The organism is Streptomyces sp. NPDC058371, assembly GCF_042723265.1.
Classification (GTDB): domain Bacteria; phylum Actinomycetota; class Actinomycetes; order Streptomycetales; family Streptomycetaceae; genus Streptomyces.
This window is the reverse complement of sequence record NZ_JBHXJC010000010.1, coordinates 9,941-28,781: the sequence shown is the minus strand read 5'-3', so window position 1 is coordinate 28,781 and position 18,841 is coordinate 9,941. Positions and strand designations below refer to the sequence as shown.

The 18,841-nt window shown below is 71.7% G+C and carries 11 protein-coding genes; 7 read left to right on the top strand and 4 right to left on the bottom strand.

Features of this window, described 5'->3' with window-relative positions:
• Positions 1-66: 66 nt before the first annotated feature.
• Complete coding sequence (locus tag ACFWM2_RS26310; protein ID WP_383284664.1) at positions 67-1,569, bottom strand: PucR family transcriptional regulator ligand-binding domain-containing protein; 1,503 nt, start codon at positions 1,567-1,569, stop codon at positions 67-69.
• A gap of 190 nt (positions 1,570-1,759) precedes the next feature.
• On the opposite strand from ACFWM2_RS26310, the gene ACFWM2_RS26305 reads away from it, so the two are divergent.
• From ACFWM2_RS26305 to ACFWM2_RS26295, 3 genes are read left to right on the top strand one after another with little or no spacing between them, the layout of a single operon-like run.
• On the top strand, positions 1,760-3,223 hold the full coding sequence (locus ACFWM2_RS26305; RefSeq protein ID WP_383284661.1) for a sodium:solute symporter: 1,464 nt from the start codon (positions 1,760-1,762) through the stop codon (positions 3,221-3,223).
• Positions 3,224-3,276: 53 nt separating this feature from the next.
• Positions 3,277-4,245, top strand: coding sequence for an agmatinase (gene speB / locus ACFWM2_RS26300; RefSeq protein ID WP_383284658.1), 969 nt, complete (start codon positions 3,277-3,279; stop codon positions 4,243-4,245).
• Positions 4,242-5,927 carry a thiamine pyrophosphate-binding protein gene (locus ACFWM2_RS26295; protein WP_383284655.1) on the top strand — a complete coding sequence of 562 codons (1,686 nt, stop codon included), beginning with the start codon at positions 4,242-4,244 and terminating at the stop codon, positions 5,925-5,927. The genes speB and ACFWM2_RS26295 overlap by 4 nt, the downstream gene beginning before the upstream one ends.
• An 82-nt stretch (positions 5,928-6,009) precedes the next feature.
• Here ACFWM2_RS26295 and ACFWM2_RS26290 read toward each other — a convergent pair whose 3' ends face one another.
• From ACFWM2_RS26290 to ACFWM2_RS26280, 3 genes are all read right to left on the bottom strand, one after another.
• On the bottom strand, positions 6,010-7,503 hold the full coding sequence (locus ACFWM2_RS26290) for an FG-GAP-like repeat-containing protein (protein ID WP_383284653.1): 1,494 nt from the start codon (positions 7,501-7,503) through the stop codon (positions 6,010-6,012).
• Positions 7,504-7,668: 165 nt separating this feature from the next.
• Positions 7,669-8,472: an endonuclease I family protein gene (locus ACFWM2_RS26285; RefSeq protein WP_383284650.1), complete on the bottom strand. Its 804-nt coding sequence runs from the start codon at positions 8,470-8,472 to the stop codon at positions 7,669-7,671.
• A gap of 395 nt (positions 8,473-8,867) precedes the next feature.
• The gene (locus ACFWM2_RS26280; protein WP_383285341.1) at positions 8,868-10,967 is read right to left on the bottom strand and encodes an ArnT family glycosyltransferase; all 2,100 of its coding nucleotides are present in this window, start codon (positions 10,965-10,967) and stop codon (positions 8,868-8,870) included.
• A gap of 668 nt (positions 10,968-11,635) precedes the next feature.
• Between ACFWM2_RS26280 and ACFWM2_RS26275 the strand changes: the two genes are divergently transcribed.
• From ACFWM2_RS26275 to ACFWM2_RS26260, 4 genes are all read left to right on the top strand, one after another.
• Positions 11,636-12,562 (top strand): serine hydrolase, encoded by a 927-nt coding sequence (locus ACFWM2_RS26275; protein ID WP_383284647.1) that lies wholly within the window; start codon positions 11,636-11,638, stop codon positions 12,560-12,562.
• A 187-nt stretch (positions 12,563-12,749) separates the two neighbouring features.
• Positions 12,750-16,481, top strand: a complete 3,732-nt coding sequence (locus ACFWM2_RS26270; RefSeq protein ID WP_383284644.1) for an ABC transporter ATP-binding protein — start codon at positions 12,750-12,752, stop codon at positions 16,479-16,481.
• A 228-nt stretch (positions 16,482-16,709) separates the two neighbouring features.
• On the top strand, positions 16,710-17,096 hold the full coding sequence (locus ACFWM2_RS26265; RefSeq protein ID WP_383284641.1) for a hypothetical protein: 387 nt from the start codon (positions 16,710-16,712) through the stop codon (positions 17,094-17,096).
• Positions 17,097-17,275: 179 nt separating this feature from the next.
• Positions 17,276-18,724, top strand: coding sequence for a S28 family serine protease (locus tag ACFWM2_RS26260; RefSeq protein WP_383284638.1), 1,449 nt, complete (start codon positions 17,276-17,278; stop codon positions 18,722-18,724).
• Positions 18,725-18,841 lie beyond the last annotated feature (117 nt).

Sequence of the window (18,841 nt, the reverse complement as noted above, 5' to 3'; positions counted from 1 at the left end):
AACGCTGGGACGGGGGTCACTCGCAGCGCCGGGGCCGGCCGGACCCGGGGGCGCCTTTCGCCGCGCTCACTCGTGGCGCAGCGCGAACCACAACTCCATCCGTACGTCGGGGTCGTCGAGGTCCACCGCGAGCAACGCCGAGCATCGCGCGATGCGTTGACGCACGGTGTTGCGGTGCACGGACAGCGCCACCGCCGTACGGTCCCAACTCCCGTGCAGGGAGAGCCAGGTGCGCAGCGTCTCGGTGAGGGCGGGGGTGCCCGCGACGGGGGCGAGGAGCGCACGGGCGTGCGTCCGGGCGTCGGACGGCGGGACGAGGTCCGCGAGTGCGGGCCGCTCGCCGTGGCGCACCAGCGCCGTACGGGTGGCGCGGGCGCGGGCCAGGGCGCGGGCGGCCCGGGTGTCGGCGGCCGCCCACTCGTCGGGGCCGACGGGGGCGCTCACCCCGCAGGTCCAGCCCGGCTGCGCGGCGGGTTCGTCCTCGCCGGGGACGAGGACCCGTACGACGTCGCCGCTCACGTCGACGAGCGCGGAGCCCAGGGCCGCGCCCAGCGCTGAGGCGGCGACGGCGTCCGGCGCGGGGCCGTCACCGGCGGGCCGGGCGTGCACCACCGTCCACCGGTCACCGCCCAGCAGCGGCGCGACCGCCTCCGGCGAGGCCCCCAGCAGCAGCCGTACGAGCGCCGCCGACCGGGCGGCCCCGCTCCCGCTCTGCTGCTCCCCGGTGAGCAGCGACAGCAGGACGGCCGCCACGGAGGCGATGGTGTGGTCCCCGGTGTCGCGGCGCGGCGTCGAGACCCCGAGCACGAAACCCCGTCCGGCGCCGAGCGCGTAGGCGGCGAGATGGCTGCCGCCCACGGTGTCGCTGGCGGAGGACGGCGTCGGACCGTGGGCCGTGCCCGGGCGTACGACGGCGGCCAGTTCGGCCAGTGCCGGGACGACGCCCGTCTCGGGCGTCCGGCCGCCGCGCGCCAGCTCCGCGCCGTCCGGGCCGTACAGGACCGTCCAGCCGCCCACCCGCTGGGCGAGCTGCCGCAGCACCGCCGGCACCGGATCCGCCCTGGCCGCCGCCGCGGCCAGGCTCTGCTGGGCCTCGGTGACCCGGCGCAGCTCCGCCAGCCGGGCCTGGGCCATGAGCTGCCACACCGCGCGGGCCACACCCGAGAAGGTCGTCTGGGGCGGCACCTCCAGGAGGGGGAGCCCGTACGCGTCGCAGGCCGCGACCAGGGCGCGGGGGACCGTGTCGTGCACCGGGGCCAGACCGAAGCCGAGGGCCGCGCCGCCCGCCGCCACGATCCGGGAGACGTAGTCGTCGAAGTAGCCGCCCGAGCCCGCCGCCTCCGGGACGTGCACCCCGGCGGTCAGCAGCAGCTCACCGCCGAGGAGATACGGATACGGGTCCGCCATCTCCGAGGTGTGCGCCCAGTGGATCACCGTGTCCTGATCCGCCGGACCGGCGATCTGCCGCAGGGCCAGGTCGTCCCGGGCCAGCAGGGCGGTGAGCGGGACCGGTGGGGTGGGTGGGACAGGTGGGGCGGAAGTGTCCGGCACGGTGGACGTTCCCTCCATCCGGCAAGGCGACAGTGGATGAAACGTACACTTCAGAGTCGCTTTCCGGCCACCTAGGGTCAGTCCCGTCGGCAGCCGCGGGTACGGGCGTATGTCCCCGCGATCCGCTGCCGGTCTCCCGGCCGGGCATCCGTACCGGCCGCGTCCCCATTGCACGACACGCCACCGAGAGTGCGCGAAGGAGGGCCCCATGGCCGTCGACTACACAGTGATCGTCGTCTATCTGGCCGGCATGCTGGCCATGGGCTGGTGGGGCATGCGCCGCGCCAAGTCGAAGAGCGACTTCCTCGTCGCGGGCCGCAGGCTCGGCCCTGTCATGTACTCCGGCACCATGGCCGCCATCGTGCTCGGCGGAGCGTCCACCATCGGCGGCGTCGGGCTCGGCTACAAGTACGGGCTCTCCGGCGCCTGGATGGTGTTCACCATCGGCCTCGGCCTGCTCGCCCTCTCCGTCTTCTTCTCCGCCCGCATCGCCCGCCTCAAGGTCTACACCGTCTCCGAGATGCTCGACCTGCGGTACGGCGGCCGGGCCGGCCTGATCTCGGGCGTGGTCATGTGGGCGTACACCCTCATGCTCGCGGTGACCTCGACCATCGCGTACGCCACGATCTTCGACGTCCTCTTCGACATGAACCGGACGCTGGCGATCATCCTCGGCGGCTCGATCGTCGTCGCCTACTCGACCCTCGGCGGCATGTGGTCCATCACGCTCACGGACATGGTCCAGTTCGTGGTGAAGACCATCGGTGTGCTGCTGCTTCTGCTGCCCATCGCCGTGGTGAAGGCCGGCGGGTTCAGCGAGATGAAGGCCACGCTGCCCACCGAGTACTTCGACCCGCTCGGCATCGGCGGCGAGACGATCTTCACCTACGTGCTCATCTACACCTTCGGCATGCTGATCGGCCAGGACATCTGGCAGCGCGTGTTCACCGCGCGCAGCGACACCACGGCCAAGTGGGGCGGCACCGTCGCCGGCACGTACTGCCTGGTGTACGCCGGCGCCGGCGCCGTCATCGGTACGGCGGCCAAGGTGCTCTACCCGAAGCTGGGCAGCCCCGACGACGCCTTCGCGACCATCGTCAAGGACGAACTCCCGGTCGGCGTAAGGGGGTTGGTGCTCGCGGCGGCGCTGGCGGCCGTGATGTCGACGTCCTCCGGCGCGCTGATCGCCTGCGCCACCGTCGCCAACAACGACATCTGGTCGCGGCTGCGCGGAGCCGTCACCCGCAACGCCGACGAGGAGCACGACGAGGTCAGGGGCAACCGTGCCTTCATCCTGATCATGGGTGTCGGGGTGATCTGTACCGCGATCGCTCTCAACAACGTCGTCGAGGCGCTGACCGTCGCGTACAACCTGCTCGTCGGCGGGCTGCTCGTACCGATCCTCGGCGGTCTGCTGTGGAAGCGCGGCACCGCTCAGGGCGCCCTCGCCGCCGTCGTGGTCGGCGGTCTCGCGGTCATCGGCCTGATGGCCACGTTCGGCATCCTCGCGAACGAGCCCATCTACTACGGGCTGCTCTCCTCGCTGGCCGTCTACGTGGTCGTCTCGCTGGCGACCACGCCGACCGAGCCCGAGGTGCTGGCCGCCTGGCGGGAGCGGCTGGCCGGCCGCGGCACCGAACCCTTGTCCGAGCCGGTCCCGGCTCACCAGTAGAGTCGTATCAGTTGTACATACGCGACGAAGCGTAGGAAAGAAGGCATTTCATCATGAGCAGCAACGAGACGCCCCGCGGTCCCGTCGACTCGTCCCGCATCCCGCGGTACGCGGGCCCCGCGACCTTCGCCCGGCTGCCGCGCCTCGACGAGGTCGGCTCCGCCGATGTCGCCGTGGTCGGTGTGCCGTTCGACTCCGGTGTCTCGTACCGGCCGGGCGCCCGCTTCGGCGGCAACGCGATCCGCGAGGCGTCCCGGCTGCTGCGCCCCTACAACCCGGCGCAGGACGCCTCCCCCTTCGCCCTCGCGCAGGTCGCGGACGCCGGTGACATCGCCGCCAACCCGTTCAACATCAACGAGGCCGTGGAGACCGTCGAGGCGGCCGCCGACGAGCTGCTCGGCACCGGCGCCCGGCTGATGACCCTCGGCGGCGACCACACCATCGCGCTGCCGCTGCTGCGCTCCGTCGCCAAGAAGCACGGCCCGGTCGCGCTGCTCCACTTCGACGCGCACCTCGACACCTGGGACACCTACTTCGGCGCCGAGTACACCCACGGCACCCCGTTCCGCCGCGCCGTCGAGGAGGGCATCCTCGACACCTCCGCCCTCTCCCACGTCGGCACCCGCGGCCCGCTCTACGGCAAGCAGGACCTCACCGACGACGAGAAGATGGGCTTCGGCATCGTCACCTCGGCGGACATCTACCGCCGCGGCGCCGACGAGGTCGCCGACCAGCTGCGCCAGCGCATCGGCAAGCGCCCGCTCTACATCTCCATCGACATCGACTGCCTCGACCCGGCGCACGCGCCCGGCACCGGGACGCCGGAGGCGGGCGGCATGACCTCCCGCGAACTCCTGGAGATCCTGCGGGGACTGTCCTCCTGCAACCTGGTCTCCGCGGACGTCGTCGAGGTCGCGCCCGCCTACGATCATGCCGAGATCACCGCCGTCGCCGCCTCCCACACGGCGTACGAGCTCACCACCATCATGTCCCGTCAGATCGCGGAGGCCCGGACCAAGTGACTCACGACCACGACCTGGTGCTCCGCCCCACGGCGGCGCAGACGGAGGCCGCGCTGAACCCGCCGCCCGGCCGCAACGGCGGAGACCTGGTCGTGGAGACCCTCACCGGTCTCGGTGCGACGACGGTCTTCGGACTGCCCGGCCAGCACGCGCTTGGCATGTTCGACGCCCTGCGCCGCTCCTCGCTGCGGTACGTCGGACTGCGCGTCGAGAACAACGCCGGGTTCGCGGCCGACGCGTACGGCCGGATCACCGGCGAGGTGGCACCGCTGCTCCTGTCCACCGGCCCCGGCGCCCTGACCTCGCTGGCCGCACTCCAGGAAGCGGCCGCCGCCTCGGCGCCCGTGCTCGCGATCAGCAGCCAGATCCCGACCGCCGGACTCGGCGGCGGCCGCCACGGCTATCTGCACGAACTCCCGGACCAGCAGGCCTCGTTCCGTGGCGTGGTGAAGTCCGTGCACACCGTGCGTACGCCCTCGCAGATCCCGTCGGCCATCGCGGCTGCCTGGGAGTCGGCGCTGACCGCCCCGCACGGCCCGGTCTGGGTGGAGATCCCGCAGGACGTGCTGCTGGCCGGCACCGACCTGCCCGTGGTGACCGCGATGGACGCCACACCGGAGGACGTCGTCCCGCGCCCCGAACTGACGGCGGTGGCGGCCGACCTGCTCTCCCGCGCCGAGCGCCCCGCGATCATCGCGGGCGGTGGTGTCGTACGGTCGGACGCGTCCGGAAAGCTGCGCCTGCTCGCCGAGAAGCTGAACGCGCCCGTGGTCACCACCTTCGGCGGCAAGGGCGCCTTCCCCTGGGAGCACCCGCTCTCCCTCCAGTCCTGGCTGGAGGACCGGCACACGACGGACTTCCTGGAGGACGCCGACGTTCTCCTCGTCGTCGGCTCGGGCCTGGGTGAACTCTCCTCCAACTACCACACGTTCAAGCCGCGCGGCCGGGTCGTCCAGATCGAGGCGGACCTCGGCAAACTGGAGTCCAACCACCCGGCGCTCGGCATCCACGCGGACGCCCGGCTCGCGCTGTCGGCGCTCCTGGAGACGGTGGAAGCACGCGAGGACGCCACGGCCGGTGACCGCGTACGCACCGTCCTCGACCGGGTCCGCGCGCGTATCGCCGCCCAGGAACTCACCCTGGAACAGGACGTGTTGACGTCCGTGCGCCGGGCCCTGCCGGACGACTCCCCGTCCTTCTGGGACATGACGATCCTGGCCTACTGGGCCTGGTCCGCCTTCGACGCCCGCCACCCGAACACCATGCACTCGGCGCAGGGCGCGGGCGGCCTCGGCTACGGCTTCCCGGCGGCACTGGGCGCCGCGGCGGCCGACCCGAGCCGCCCGGTCCTCGCCGTCTCCGGTGACGGCGGCGCGCTGTACTCCATCGCCGAACTGGCCACCGCCAGGCAGTCCGACCTGAACGTCACCTGGCTGATCGTCGACGACGGCGGCTACGGCATCCTGCGCGAGTACATGACGGACACCTTCGGGCAGGCCACCGCCACGGAGCTGACCCGCCCCGACTACGTCGCGCTCGCCGAGTCGTTCGGCGTGCCCGGCATCCGTACGACGCCCGAGACGCTCGAAGCGGATCTCGCCAAGGCGCTCGCGACGCCCGGTCCTTCGGTGGTCCTGCTCCCGGCCGTCCTGCGGATGTTCGCGCCGACGCACCTGGACTGAACGGCCCGTACGCGGGCGGGAATCGGCAAGCGCCGGGAAGCGGGGGGCACCCGCTTCCCGGCGCTTTCTCGGTTCCGGCAGGTCAGCGCAGGAACGAGCCGAAGCGGGCCTTCGTGTAGGGGGCGGAGACCGTCTTCGGGCCGAAGGCGAGGGCGGACGTGGTGGTGAGGCCCGTCGCGGTGCCGCGCAGGACCCAGACCGCGCCGTTGGCCGCGTTCTCGGCCGAGGAGCCGGCCGCGAGGTCGCGGTGGCCGTTGCCGTCGACGTCCAGGAGGGCGGTGCTCACGCCGAACCGGTCGTCCTCCTCGGCGACACCGGGCACGCCGGCGGTGTCCTGGTGGAAGACCTGCGTTCCGGTGCCCGTGACGCCGGAGGGGCTCCCGTGGACCAGGGCGACCGAGCCGGCGTCGACGACACCGCTGACGTCCTCACCGGCAATGCCCAGCGCGATGTCGGCGTATCCGTCGCCCGTGACGTCGGCGACCGAGACCGAGGTGCCGAGGTCGTCGCCCTCCTCCTCGACTCCGGGGAAGCCGGGCAGGTCCTGGTCGAGGGTCTGCACCCGGGACTCGGACAGACCGGCCGCGGAACCGAGCGCGACCTGCACCTTGGTGTGCCAGCCGTCGGCGCCGACCACCACGTCGTCGAACCCGTCACCGTTCACGTCCCCGATGCCGGTGCCCGTGTCGAGGCCCACGCCGTCTCCGGGTACCCAGCCGCCGGTGAAGCCCGTGCCGCCGCCGCCGTACAGCACCCGGTTGCCCCAGGTGCCGTCACCGGTGTAGATCCACTGGACGATGTCGTCCTTGCCGTCGTGGTTGATGTCACCGGCCGTGCTGGACTGGATGGGACCGCTGATCGAGTCGGCGTCCTCCTCGCAGCCGCCGTTGGTGGCGCAGGTGGCGTCGTCGGCCTGGTAGCCCCACCACAGGGACTTGTTCAGGACGGGAAGCGTGGCGGTCGGCTTACCCGCACGCGAGACCGGGCCCTTCCACACGGTGGCCGCCCCGCTCGGGGGGTCGTCGCCCTCGACATCCTGGGTGGCGAACAGTGCGAGGTCCAAGGTGCCGTCCCCGTCGAAGTCGCCGGCCTGCGGGGCGGCCCCGTACCCGGCGATCGCCGTACCGCCGGTCAGACCGGACGTGGAACCCCACAGGACGACGGAGCCCGCCTTGCCGCCCGCGATCACCAGGTCGGTGAGGCCGTCGCCGTCCAGGTCGCCCTTGTCGAAGGTCGCGCCGAAGTACTGGTTCGCGGTGGCGGAGCCCGGGACCCCGCTGGTGGACCGGCTGATCAGCTTCTTCTTCGCGGCGGAGAGTCCGCTGGGGGAGCCGTACATGACGGCCACATAGCCGGCCTTGGCCTTGCCCGACACCGTGGCGTTCGGGGCGCCGACGACCAGGTCCGCGTAGCCGTCCCCGTTGAAGTCGTCCCGGGCGTCCGCCGACCCGGTGGTGGCGGCCTGGGCCGAGGCTCCGGTCAGGGCCCAGGTGCCGACTCCGCCGGCCAGCAGCACCGCGGCGGCCAGGGGCGCGGTGAGCCGGGCGGAACGGGTTCTGCGTCGTGCTCGGGACATGCGGATGCCTTTCGAGTCGTCCGGAGGCGGCGCGGGTGCGCGCCGCCTCCGTGGAGTGCGACTCGGGCCGGGCTTCACTGGTTGTACGCCCGCATGTCACTCATTTGTCACACACGCGGCCCGAACTCCCCGGTGAACACAGGGGGTTCGGGCCGCCACGCCGTACTACCAGATCGACTCGACCCACTCCGGGTGGTCGATGAACGGGTTGCGGTTGTGCTGGTAGGTGTCGTAGATGACCTGGTTGCGCTTCTCCTCGAAGGCGCTCGGCGGGTCCTCGTCGCTCCACTGCTTGAGGACGGCGAGCTTCCCGATGTACGGGTTGCTGCCGTTGTTGACCTTCTCGTTGGGCTCCAGGTCGGCGAAGCCGTCGCCGCCGTCGTAGCGGACCGCCATGTAGAGGATCATGCGGGCCACGTCACCCTTGTCCGCGTCACGCGGCTCGAAGGAGTCGGAGTCGGTGAGGCTGCCGCCCCCGCCACTGACCGAACTGCCGCCGTTGTCGAAGTCCTTGTTGCCGCGGATGCTGTTGACCTGGACGTCCGCGGGGCGCAGGTGGTGCAGGTCCGTGCCGGGGCCGGTCACCTCGCCGAAGTCGCCGTGGGACTTGGCCCAGGTGTGCTCGCGGTTCCAGTCGCCGGTGTCGCCGCCGTTGAGGGACTTGGCGCGCGAGGTGCCGCTGTAGAGCAGGATCACGTTGTTGCTGTTGCTCGGGTCCTGGTCGGTGACCTTCAGCGCGTTCCAGACGGCGTCGTACGAGATCTTCGTCTGGCTGCTGATGATCGTGTGCAGCGAGGTCTTCAGAGTCGTACCGGACTTGCCGATCGCGTTCTTGTAGTACGTCGTGTCGTACGCGGTCGTGGTGGCGCTCGCGGGGGTGGCGGTCACCGCGGGCACGGTGAGGCCCACGAGTACGGCTGAGGTGGTCAGCGCCAGCGTCTTCCAGCGGCGTATGTGCGTGGCGGGCATCTGGGGGAGTCCGATCTACGCGGGTTGAATGAGCGGCCAACGGGAGAGTGGCACGCATGCGCGTTTCGGAGCGTGAACAGGGTGGGTCGATTGTGTGTCGGGATCGGGCAAGTCCCGCGTTGTGCACACGATTTGGCGGTGCTTTTGACGGTATGCCGCGGGCCCCTGTCCCGGGGTGGGACAGGGGCCCGCGGTCTACGGGTGCCGGCGTGGATGTCCGTGGCCCGGTGGCCCGGTCGCCCGTCGGCGTCGGTCGGTGCCGGCACGCGTCGGGCGTGCGGGTCCGGTGCCGGGCGCCCGCGGGTGTCGGGCGCGGGCGCCGCCGCTTGCGTCGGCCGACGGGTTGGCGGGTCTGTCGACGGGGTGCCGGGTCGGCCGACGCGGTGGCGGGTCGGTCAGCCGACGTCCGACGGGTCCAGGCGGTAGAGGCCCGACTGGGCGCTCTGCGCACCGGAGTTGGAGCCCGCCTCGGCACCGGCCCCGGCGGCTGAGGACGCGCTCTTGCTGTACGCGCTCGCGTCGACCGCCGTGGCGTTCTTCTGCACCCAGGCCGTCACCTCGGCACTGACGCCGCCGGAACCGCCCCGGCCGCCGCCCATGCCGCCGCCGAGCTGGACGTAGTGCAACTCGCCCTTCTTGACGAGCTCTTTGAGCTTGGCGAGGGTCATCGCCTTGTCGGTCCCGGTCCAGCCCCACATCGAGATGACGGGCTGTCCGCTGCTCACGATGAGCGCGGAGGCGCTCTGCGAACCGGACACCGCGAGGAGCCATGTGGCGCCGTCCCGGTGCTTCTCCAGATAGGAGATCAGCTCGCTGTCGGCGCCGGCTCCCATACGGCCGCCGCCACCCATGCCGCCTCGCTGCGCGGCACCGGCACCACCGCCCGCGGCACCGGCACCCGCACCGGCCCCGCCGGGAGGCATGCCCGTGGGGGCGCCACCCCGCTGGCCGCCGGCCGGCGCGCCGCCCGGAGGCGTACCCGTCCCGCCGGTCTGGCCACCCGGACGCTGACCGCCCTGCTGCGCACCGCCGGGCATCGCCCCGCCGGCGCCGCCGCCGCGGAAGCCGCCGCCACCGCCGCCTCCCATGCCGCCGCGCGACGAGGGCCCGGCCGTCGGGTTGGTGCCGCCCATGCCGCCCACCCCGGCCGACGGCACGGACGCGGCGTACGCGGCCGGCCCGGCGACGGACGCGACGACCGCCGCGGCCAGCGCGGCCGCCAGCAGCCGGACCCGCCCGCCGAAGCGGAAGCGGTGGGCGAGCAGACCCGCGATCGCGAGCACCATGACCAGCGCGACCAGCGGCCACAGCCAGGTGTTCCAGCCGGAGATCCGGCGCAGCAGTACGACTGACCAAAGGCCGGTCGCGGCGAGCGCGACCGGCAGAACCCAGGCCCACCGCTTGGCGTCGCCGCTGCGGAAGGCGCGCAGGAGCAGCACGCCGCCGCCCCCGCACAGGGCCGCGATGCCGGGGGCGAGCGCGGTCGTGTAGTACGGGTGCATGGTCCCTTCGGCGAAGCTGAAGGTGAGGTAGTGCAGCGCCGTCCAGCCGCCCCAGAGCAGGAGCGCGGCGCGCGTCAGGTCGGTGCGCGGGGCGCGGCCGCGCAGCACCAGACCGCCGACGAGGGCGATCGCGGCGAACGGCAGCAGCCAGGAGATCTGGCCGCCCAGTACGTCGTTGAACATGCGGCCGATCCCCGCGGTGCCGGAGAAGCCGCCACCTCCGCCGCCGCCACCTCCGCCGCCCATGTTGCCCTCGCCGCCGAAGACCCGGCCGAGGCCGTTGTAGCCCATGATCAGGTTCCAGGCGGTGCCGTCCGTGGAGCCGCCGATGTACGGCCGGTCGGCGGTGGGCACCAGCGACACGGCCGCCGCCCACCAGAAGCTGGAGACGGCCAGGGCCACGCCCGCCAGCAGCAGGTTGACGATCCGCTTCACCAGGTCCGCGCGGGCCGCGTACAGATAGACGGCGAAGACGGCGGGCAGGGCGATGTAGCCCTGGAGCATCTTGGTGTTGAAGGCGAGACCGAAGCAGACCGCCGAGCCGAGCAGCGGCAGCAGCCGCCCGTTGTGCACGGCGCGCAGCGCGAGTGCGGCACCCGCCACCATCAGGAGGACGAGCAGGGTGTCGGGGTTGTTGTCGCGGTTGATGGCCACGGTGATCGGGGTGAGCGCGAGCACCAGCGCGGCGACGGCGGCCGCCGCGTGCCCGAAGAAGCGCTTCACCGAGGAGTGCAGAATCCAGATCGTGCCCAGCGCGGAGGCGACCAGCGGCGCCATCATCTGCCAGGTGCCGTAGCCGAAGACGCGACAGGACAGGCCCATCACCATCAGTACGAAGGGCGGCTTGTCCACGGTCGTGAAGTTGCCCGCGTCGAGCGAGCCGAAGAACCACGCCTTCCAGCTGTGCGTGCCGCTCAGCACGGCGGCGCTGTAGAAGCTGTTCAGGCTGGAGGCGGAGAGGTTCCAGGAGTACAGGACCCCGGCCAGCACCATGATCGCGAGCAGCACGGGGAGCGACCAGCGGGGGGCCGGGGTGTCCGACCCGACCGGGTCGGCGGGGTTTGTACCGGCCGGCCCGGTGGGGGAGGCCCCGGCCCGGGCGTCCGGCTCGGTGGGTGAGGAACCTGCGGGTCGGGCGGCCTCCGCGGGGGAGGAACCAGCGGGGACGGAGGGCTCCGCGGGCGCCGACGAGGACGGCGCGTGAGAGGTCGACGGAGCGTCGGGCGATGGATCGGTGGCAGACGTCACCAGCGCACCCTGCCTCCCGGTGATGGGCGCGCACTGTGGCCTGCCTGGGGGTGAGCTGTGCGTTCCGCTACGGCCCTGGAGTGACGCGGGTTCCGGTGCCCCGTGTGGCGCACATCACTTCTTCAGCAGGTAAAGGTGCGCCCAACTGGTCGCCAAGGTGCCCTGGTTGATCAGTCCCTGGTCGGCAGCACCATCGCCCGGTGTTGCCGACCTCACATCCTCAGCCCGACGACCCCCGTCCCCCACCCCCGTGTTGCCGACCTCACACCCCCACCCCCCAGTCCCCGCAAGGCTGTTGCAGAGCTCACACCTTCGCGTGACCTCTCGTACAACCATTCGCACCATCCTGTGAGTCAAGGATGCGGGCGTGCCGGGGGCGCGCTCGTATCGCTTCAAGGGGATGGGAAGCCTTCATGACTCACCGGATATCCCGGCGTGCCCGTGTGCTCGCGGCCGGGCTCGGCGCCGGCCTCGTCGTGCCGCTCGTCGCGGCCGCGGCGCCGGCCTCGGCCACCGCGGCGGCGCAGGTCAGCTGCACGTCGGACCAGGCGGGCCTCGCCGCCAAGCTGCAGCGGGACATCACCGCGGCGCTCGCCAACCGCTCGGGCACCATCGCCGTCGGGCTGCACGACCGTACGACCAACACCACCTGCACCCTGCGGAGCAGCACGGCCTTCGACTCCGCCAGCGTCGTCAAGGTGACCGTCCTCGCCACGCTGCTGTGGGACGCCAAGAAGCACAACCGGCTGCTCACCCAGCGCGAGAGCGACCTCGCCACCGCCATGATCACCAAGTCGGACAACGACGCGACGAGCACGCTGTGGCGGCAGCTCGGGGTCACGAAGGTGAAGGGCTTCCTGACGGCCGCCGGGATGACCCAGACCAAGCCCGGCGCCGACGGCTACTGGGGTCTCACCCAGATCACCGTCCGCGACGAGCAGAAGCTGCTCGGCCTCGTCACCGCCAAGAACTCCGTGCTGAGCGACAACTCCCGCACGTACATCCTGAAGCTGATGAACAAGGTCATCTCCTCGCAGCGCTGGGGTACGCCGGCCGGGGCGCCCTCCGCCGTCTCCGTGCACGTGAAGAACGGCTGGCTGTCGCGCTCCACGCACGGCTGGCGCGTGCACAGCGTCGGCACGTTCAACGGCGGCGGCCACGACTACACGATCTCCGTGCTCACCCACGGCAACAGCACCATGAACTACGGCGTGACCACCATCCAGGGCGTGGCGAAGGCCATCCACAAGGACCTGGTGCCGGTCACCGCCGGTGCGCAGCGGTACACCCCGACGGCCACCCCGCAGGAAGCGTTCGTGTCCGTCCCCGCCGGGGGCTGACGCTCCCGCCCGTCTCGTGAACTGTCCTTCACTGGGCGCCCCGGCCTAGCGGCCGCGGGCCCGGCCCTGCGCGGACGGCTGCCCGCAGGTGGCCGTCCGCGCCCGCGATTGTTGCGGAGGGATGAAATCCGCTCTGCTGGACGTTGGTGCAATCCGGTGGAGTGAAGATCTAGGGAAGGCACCGGGCGTGACAGCGCAGCAGGGGGAGAAGAGCGGCTGGGCACGGCGGCTGGCCGGGTACGCGTGGCGGTACCCGGAGGACGTCGTGCTCGCGCTCGGCGCCTCGCTGGGCGGCATGGCCGTCATGGCCCTGGTCCCGCTGGTCACCAAGGTGATCATCGACGACGTCGTCGGGGACCACAGCAAGGGCATGGCCCCCTGGGCGGGCGCGCTGATCGGCGCCGCCGTCCTCGTCTACGTCTCCGCCTACATCCGCCGCTACTACGGCGGCCGGCTCGCCCTGCACGTCCAGCACGACCTGCGCACCGACATGTACCGGACGATCACCCGACTCGACGGCCGGCGCCAGGACGAGCTCTCCACCGGGCAGGTCGTGGGCCGGGCGACCAGCGACCTCCAGCTGATCCAGGGCCTGCTCTTCATGCTGCCGATGACCATCGGCAACGTCCTGCTCTTCCTGATCTCGCTCGGGATCATGGCCGCGCTCTCCCTGCCGCTCACCCTGGTCGCGCTCGCTGTCGCCCCCGCCCTGTGGTTCGTCGCCAAGCGCAGCCGCACCAAGCTGCACCCCGCCACCTGGTACGCGCAGGCGCAGGCCGCCGCCGTCGCCGGAGTGGTGGACGGCGCCGTCAGCGGCGTCCGCGTGGTGAAGGGCTTCGGGCAGGAGGACCAGGAGACCGGGAAGCTGCGGGAGGTCGGGCGCCGGCTCTTCGCCGGGCGGCTGCGCACCATCCGGCTGAACGCCAGGTACACCCCAGCCCTCCAGGCCGTGCCCGCCCTCGGCCAGGTCGCCATGCTCGCGCTCGGCGGCTGGCTCGCGGTGCGCGGACAGATCACGCTGGGCACCTTCGTCGCCTTCTCGTCGTACCTCGCCCAGCTCGTCGGACCCGTGCGGATGCTGGCCGTCGTCCTCACCGTCGGCCAGCAGGCCCGCGCCGGCGCGGAGCGCGTCCTGGAGCTCATCGACACCGAGCCGTCCATCGAGGACGGCACGAAGACCCTGCCGGCCGACGCGCCGGCGACCGTCGAGTTCGACGACGTGTCCTTCGGATACGAGGACGGGCGGCCGGTCCTGGACGGGCTGAGCTTCGAGATCCGGCCGGGCGAGACCCTCGCCGTGGTCGGCTCCTCCGGCTCCGGCAAGTCGACGGTCTCGCTCCTGCTGCCCCGCTTCTACGACGTGACGCACGGCGCCGTCCTCATCGGCGGCCACGACGTCCGCGAGCTGACGACCGAGTCCCTGCGCGCCGCGATCGGACTGGTCCCCGAGGACTCCTTCCTCTTCTCCGACACCGTGCGCGCCAACATCGCGTACGGCCGCCCGGAGGCGAGCGACGAGGAGGTCGAGACCGCCGCCCGCGCCGCCCAGGCGCACCGCTTCATCACCGAACTGCCCGGCGGTTACGACACCAAGGTCGGCGAGCACGGACTGACCCTCTCGGGCGGCCAGCGTCAGCGCGTCGCCCTCGCCCGCGCCCTCCTCACCGACCCCCGGCTGCTCGTCCTCGACGACGCCACCTCCGCCGTGGACGCCCGGGTCGAGCACGAGATCCACGAGGCCCTCGCCCAGGTCATGCAGGGCCGCACCACCCTCCTGATCGCGCACCGCCGCTCCACCCTGAACCTCGCCGACCGCATCGCCGTCCTCGAAGACGGGCGGCTCGCGGACATCGGCACGCACGACGAACTCCAGGAGCGGTCCCCGCTGTACCGGCGGCTGCTCACCGACCCGGACGAGCTGGGCGGGGTCTCGCCGGGCCACGCCCGGCCCGCCGAGCCGCAGGAGGACACCTCCGTACGAGACGAGCTGGACGCCGAGTTCGACGCCGAGCGCAGTGTCACCCCCCACCTGTGGACCGGCGACCGCGAGCCCAAGGACAACGCGCTCGCCGGGATGCCGGCCACTCCCGGGCTCCTCGCCCAGGTCGAGGCGCTGCCCCCGGCCACCGACACCCCCGGCATCGACGAGGCCCGCGCGGTCACGCCCGAGGAGTCGTACGGGCTGAAGCGGCTGCTGCGCGGTTTCGGCAGACCGCTGCTCATCAGCCTCGGGCTGGTCGCCGTCGACGCGGGCATGAGCCTGCTGCTGCCGGTGCTGATCCGGCACGGCATCGACCAGGGCGTCTCACGGCTCGCCCTCGGCGCCGTGTGGGCCGCGGCCGTGCTCGCGCTGATCACCGTGCTCGTCCAGTGGACGGCGCAGATCGGCGAGACCCGGATGACCGGACGCACGGGCGAGCGGGTCCTGTACTCGCTCCGGCTGAAGATCTTCGCGCAGCTCCAGCGGCTCGGACTCGACTACTACGAGCGGGAGTTGACCGGGCGGATCATGACCCGGATGACCACGGACGTGGACGCCCTGTCCAGCTTCCTGCAGACCGGCCTGGTCACGGCCTTCGTCTCCGTCGTCACCTTCTTCGGCATCATGGGCGCGCTGCTGGTGATCGACGTGCAGCTGGCCCTGGTCGTCTTCGTCACCCTGCCGCCGCTGATCATCGGCACCTTCTTCTTCCGCCGGGCGAGCGTGAAGGCGTACACACTCGCCCGCGAGCGCGTCTCGGTGGTCAACGCCGACCTCCAGGAGTCGGTCTCCGGGCTGCGGATCCTGCAGGCCTTCCGGCGGGAGAGCGCGGGCAGCCGGCGGTTCACGGAGGGCAGCGACAGCTACCGCCAGGCGCGCATCCGGGGGCAGTGGCTGATCTCGGTCTACTTCCCCTTCGTGCAACTGCTGTCGTCGGTGGCCGCGGCCGCCGTCCTGATCGTGGGCGCGCACCGGGTCGACGCCGGCACACTCACCACCGGCGCGCTGGTCGCGTATCTCCTCTACATCGACCTGTTCTTCGCGCCCGTGCAGCAGCTCTCCCAGGTCTTCGACGGCTACCAGCAGGCGACCGTTTCGCTGGGCCGGATCCAGGAACTGCTCCAGGAGCCGACGTCGACGAAGTCCGCGGACGAACCGCTCGAGGTGCTCTCCCTGCGGGGCGAGATCGCCTTCGAGGGCGTCGACTTCGCGTACGGCAGCGACGAGGAGGCGATCAGCGGGGTGGATCTGCGCATCCCGGCCGGCCAGACCGTCGCCTTCGTCGGCGAGACCGGCGCGGGCAAGTCGACCCTCGTGAAACTGGTCGCCCGCTTCTACGACCCGACGGGCGGGCGCGTCACGGTCGACGGCACCGACCTGCGCTCCCTCGACCTCACCTCCTACCGGCACCGGCTGGGGGTCGTGCCGCAGGAGGCGTACCTCTTCCAGGGCACCGTCCGTGACGCCATCGCGTACGGCCGGCCGGACGCGACCGACGCGGAGGTGGAGGCGGCGGCCCGCGCGGTCGGCGCGCACGACATGATCGCCACCCTCGACGGCGGCTATCTGCACGAGGTGGCCGAGCGCGGCCGCAATCTGTCCGCCGGACAGCGGCAGTTGATCGCCCTGGCCCGCGCCGAGCTCGTCGACCCGGACATCCTCCTTCTCGACGAGGCCACCGCCGCCCTCGACCTGGGCACGGAGGCCCTGGTCAACCAGGCGACCGACCGGATCGCGGGCCGTCGTACGACGCTGGTGGTCGCCCACCGGCTGACGACCGCCGCCCGCGCCGACCGGGTCGTGTTGATGGACCACGGACGGGTCGCGGAGGACGGCACGCACGACGAGCTGCTCCAACGGGGCGGTATGTACGCCGAGTTGTGGCGGACCTTCGTCGGAGCGGCCGAGCCGGGGGAGCCGGTCGGGTCCACCGCCTGAGCGGGCCTGGGGAGCCGGTCGGATCCACTGCCTGAGCGGCCGGAGATCCGTCGGTTCCAACGCCGCGGTGGCCGAGACCGATCGCGTCCTGTGGCCGGTCAACAGCCTGACAAAAGGGCTGAAAGCGCCGTAGAGCGGGCTGAACCCCCGTGTCTGCCGCGGCGCAACCATCCGGCATACGTCCTGCGTCCGTACACCAGTACGCTGATCGCGGCGGGAGGGACGAAAGTGGACAGTGGTGCGATACGCCGACGCGTGGCGCTCGGCATGGCCGTGCTGTCCGCGTCCGGGCTGCTCGTGCTCGCCGGCCCCGGCAGCGCGGAGGCGGCCTCCTACTGCTCGGGCCGCAAGGTCCGCACGCTGCCCTTCGACACCGGCTCCGTGCACGTCTACAAGCGCAGCGGTTACGTGTGCGCGGTGACCTTCCCCAAGAAGCAGGGGGCGCGCAAGTCCATGTCCGTCAGCGTGCAGGCGCGTGGCAGCCGACCGGTCACCGACAAGGGGCGCTACACGCACCACGCCGGTCCCGTGACCGTGCACGCCGGACACCGCTGCGTCTGGATCAGGGGCTCCGTCGGCTCGGGCTCGGTGAGCTCGGGCTGGATTCTCTGCTGACCGCGCCGGCCGCGCTGACCGTACCGGCCGTGCTGCCCGTGTTGATCGCGCCGATCCGGGTCGGCTGATACCGGGCAGATCCGCGCCATGTCACACAGACTTCTCCAACATCCCCTGGTGCGCCGGGTGTTGCTCCGCTAGGTTCCGGCGGACATCCGCGTAACTCCAGGGGAGGGTGCATGCGCAAGGCGCTCAGATGGCTGCTGGCGCTCACGGTGCTCATAGGCACACTGAGCACGGCCGGGGCGGCCACCGCCGCCCAGCCGGAGGCCACCGGCACCACCGGCACCACCAGTACGGACATCAAGGACCAGCTGCTCGCGATACCGGGCATGAGTCTGATCGAGGAGAAGCCCTACCCGGGTTACCGCTTCTTCGTCCTCAACTACACCCAGCCGATCGACCACCGGCACCCGTCCAAGGGCACCTTCCAGCAGCGCATCACGGTGCTGCACAAGGACACCTCGCGCCCGACGGTCTTCTACACCAGCGGCTACGGCGTGTCCACGGCTCCCAGCCGCCGCGAGCCGACCCAGATCGTCGACGGCAACCAGGTCTCGATGGAGTACCGCTTCTTCACTCCCTCCCGGCCCGAGCCGGCCGACTGGACCAAGCTCGACATCTGGCAGGCGGCCAGCGACCAGCACCGCATCTTCAAGGCGCTGAAGACGGTCTACCGGCAGAACTGGCTGGCGACGGGCATCTCGAAGGGCGGCATGACCGCCACGTACTACGAGCGCTTCTACCCGCACGACATGGACGGCGTCGCGGCGTACGTCGCCCCCAACGACGTGGTGAACGACGAGGACTCCGCCTACGACCGCTTCTTCACCAAGGTCGGCACCAAGGAGTGCCGCGACAAGCTGAACGCGGTGCAGCGCGAGGCGCTGGTACGCCGTGGACCGCTGGAGAAGAAGTACGCGGCGTACGCAGCCGAGAACGGCTACACCTTCAGTACCGTCGGCAGCCTCGACAAGGCGTACGAGGCGGTCGTCCTCGACTACGTCTGGGGCTTCTGGCAGTACGCCCAGCCGGCCGACTGCGCGAACGTGCCGGCCGACGCCGCACACGCCACCGACGACGCGATCTGGGACTCCGTCGACACGATCTCCGGGTTCTCCGCCTACACCGACCAGAGCCTGGAGACGTACACGCCGTACTACTACCAGGCGGGCACCCAACTGGGCGCGCCCACCGTGCACTTCCCGTACATCGAGAAGAAGCTGATCCACTACGGCTACCAGCCGCCGCGGAACTTCGTGCCGCGCTCCATCCCGATGAAGTTCCAGCCCGGAGTGATGCGGGACGTGGACTCCTGGGTCCGCCACCACGCCCGGCACACGGTCTTCATCTACGGCCAGAACGACCCGTGGGGCGCCGAGCGCTTCCGTGTCGGGTCGGGCGCGCGGGACGCGTACGTCTTCACGGCACCGGGGATGAACCACGGCGCCAATGTCGCGGGCCTCGTCCCCGACGAGAAGGCGCTGGCCACGGCCCGCATCCTGGAGTGGGCGGGTGTCGCCTCGGCGGCGGTCCAGGCCGACCCGTCGGCGGCCAAGCCGCTGGCCCGGTACGACGCGAAGCTCGACCGCCAGGAGCCGGACCGCGAGCCGATGCTCCGTCCGTAGGCCCCGGCTGGTTCTCCGCCGGAATCCCCGGCGGCGCTCCGGGGCGGGGGGGGGGGGGAAGGCGGGCCATCAAAACAGAAAAGAAAAGTACCCAAGAGGATTTCCCCCGCATAAAAC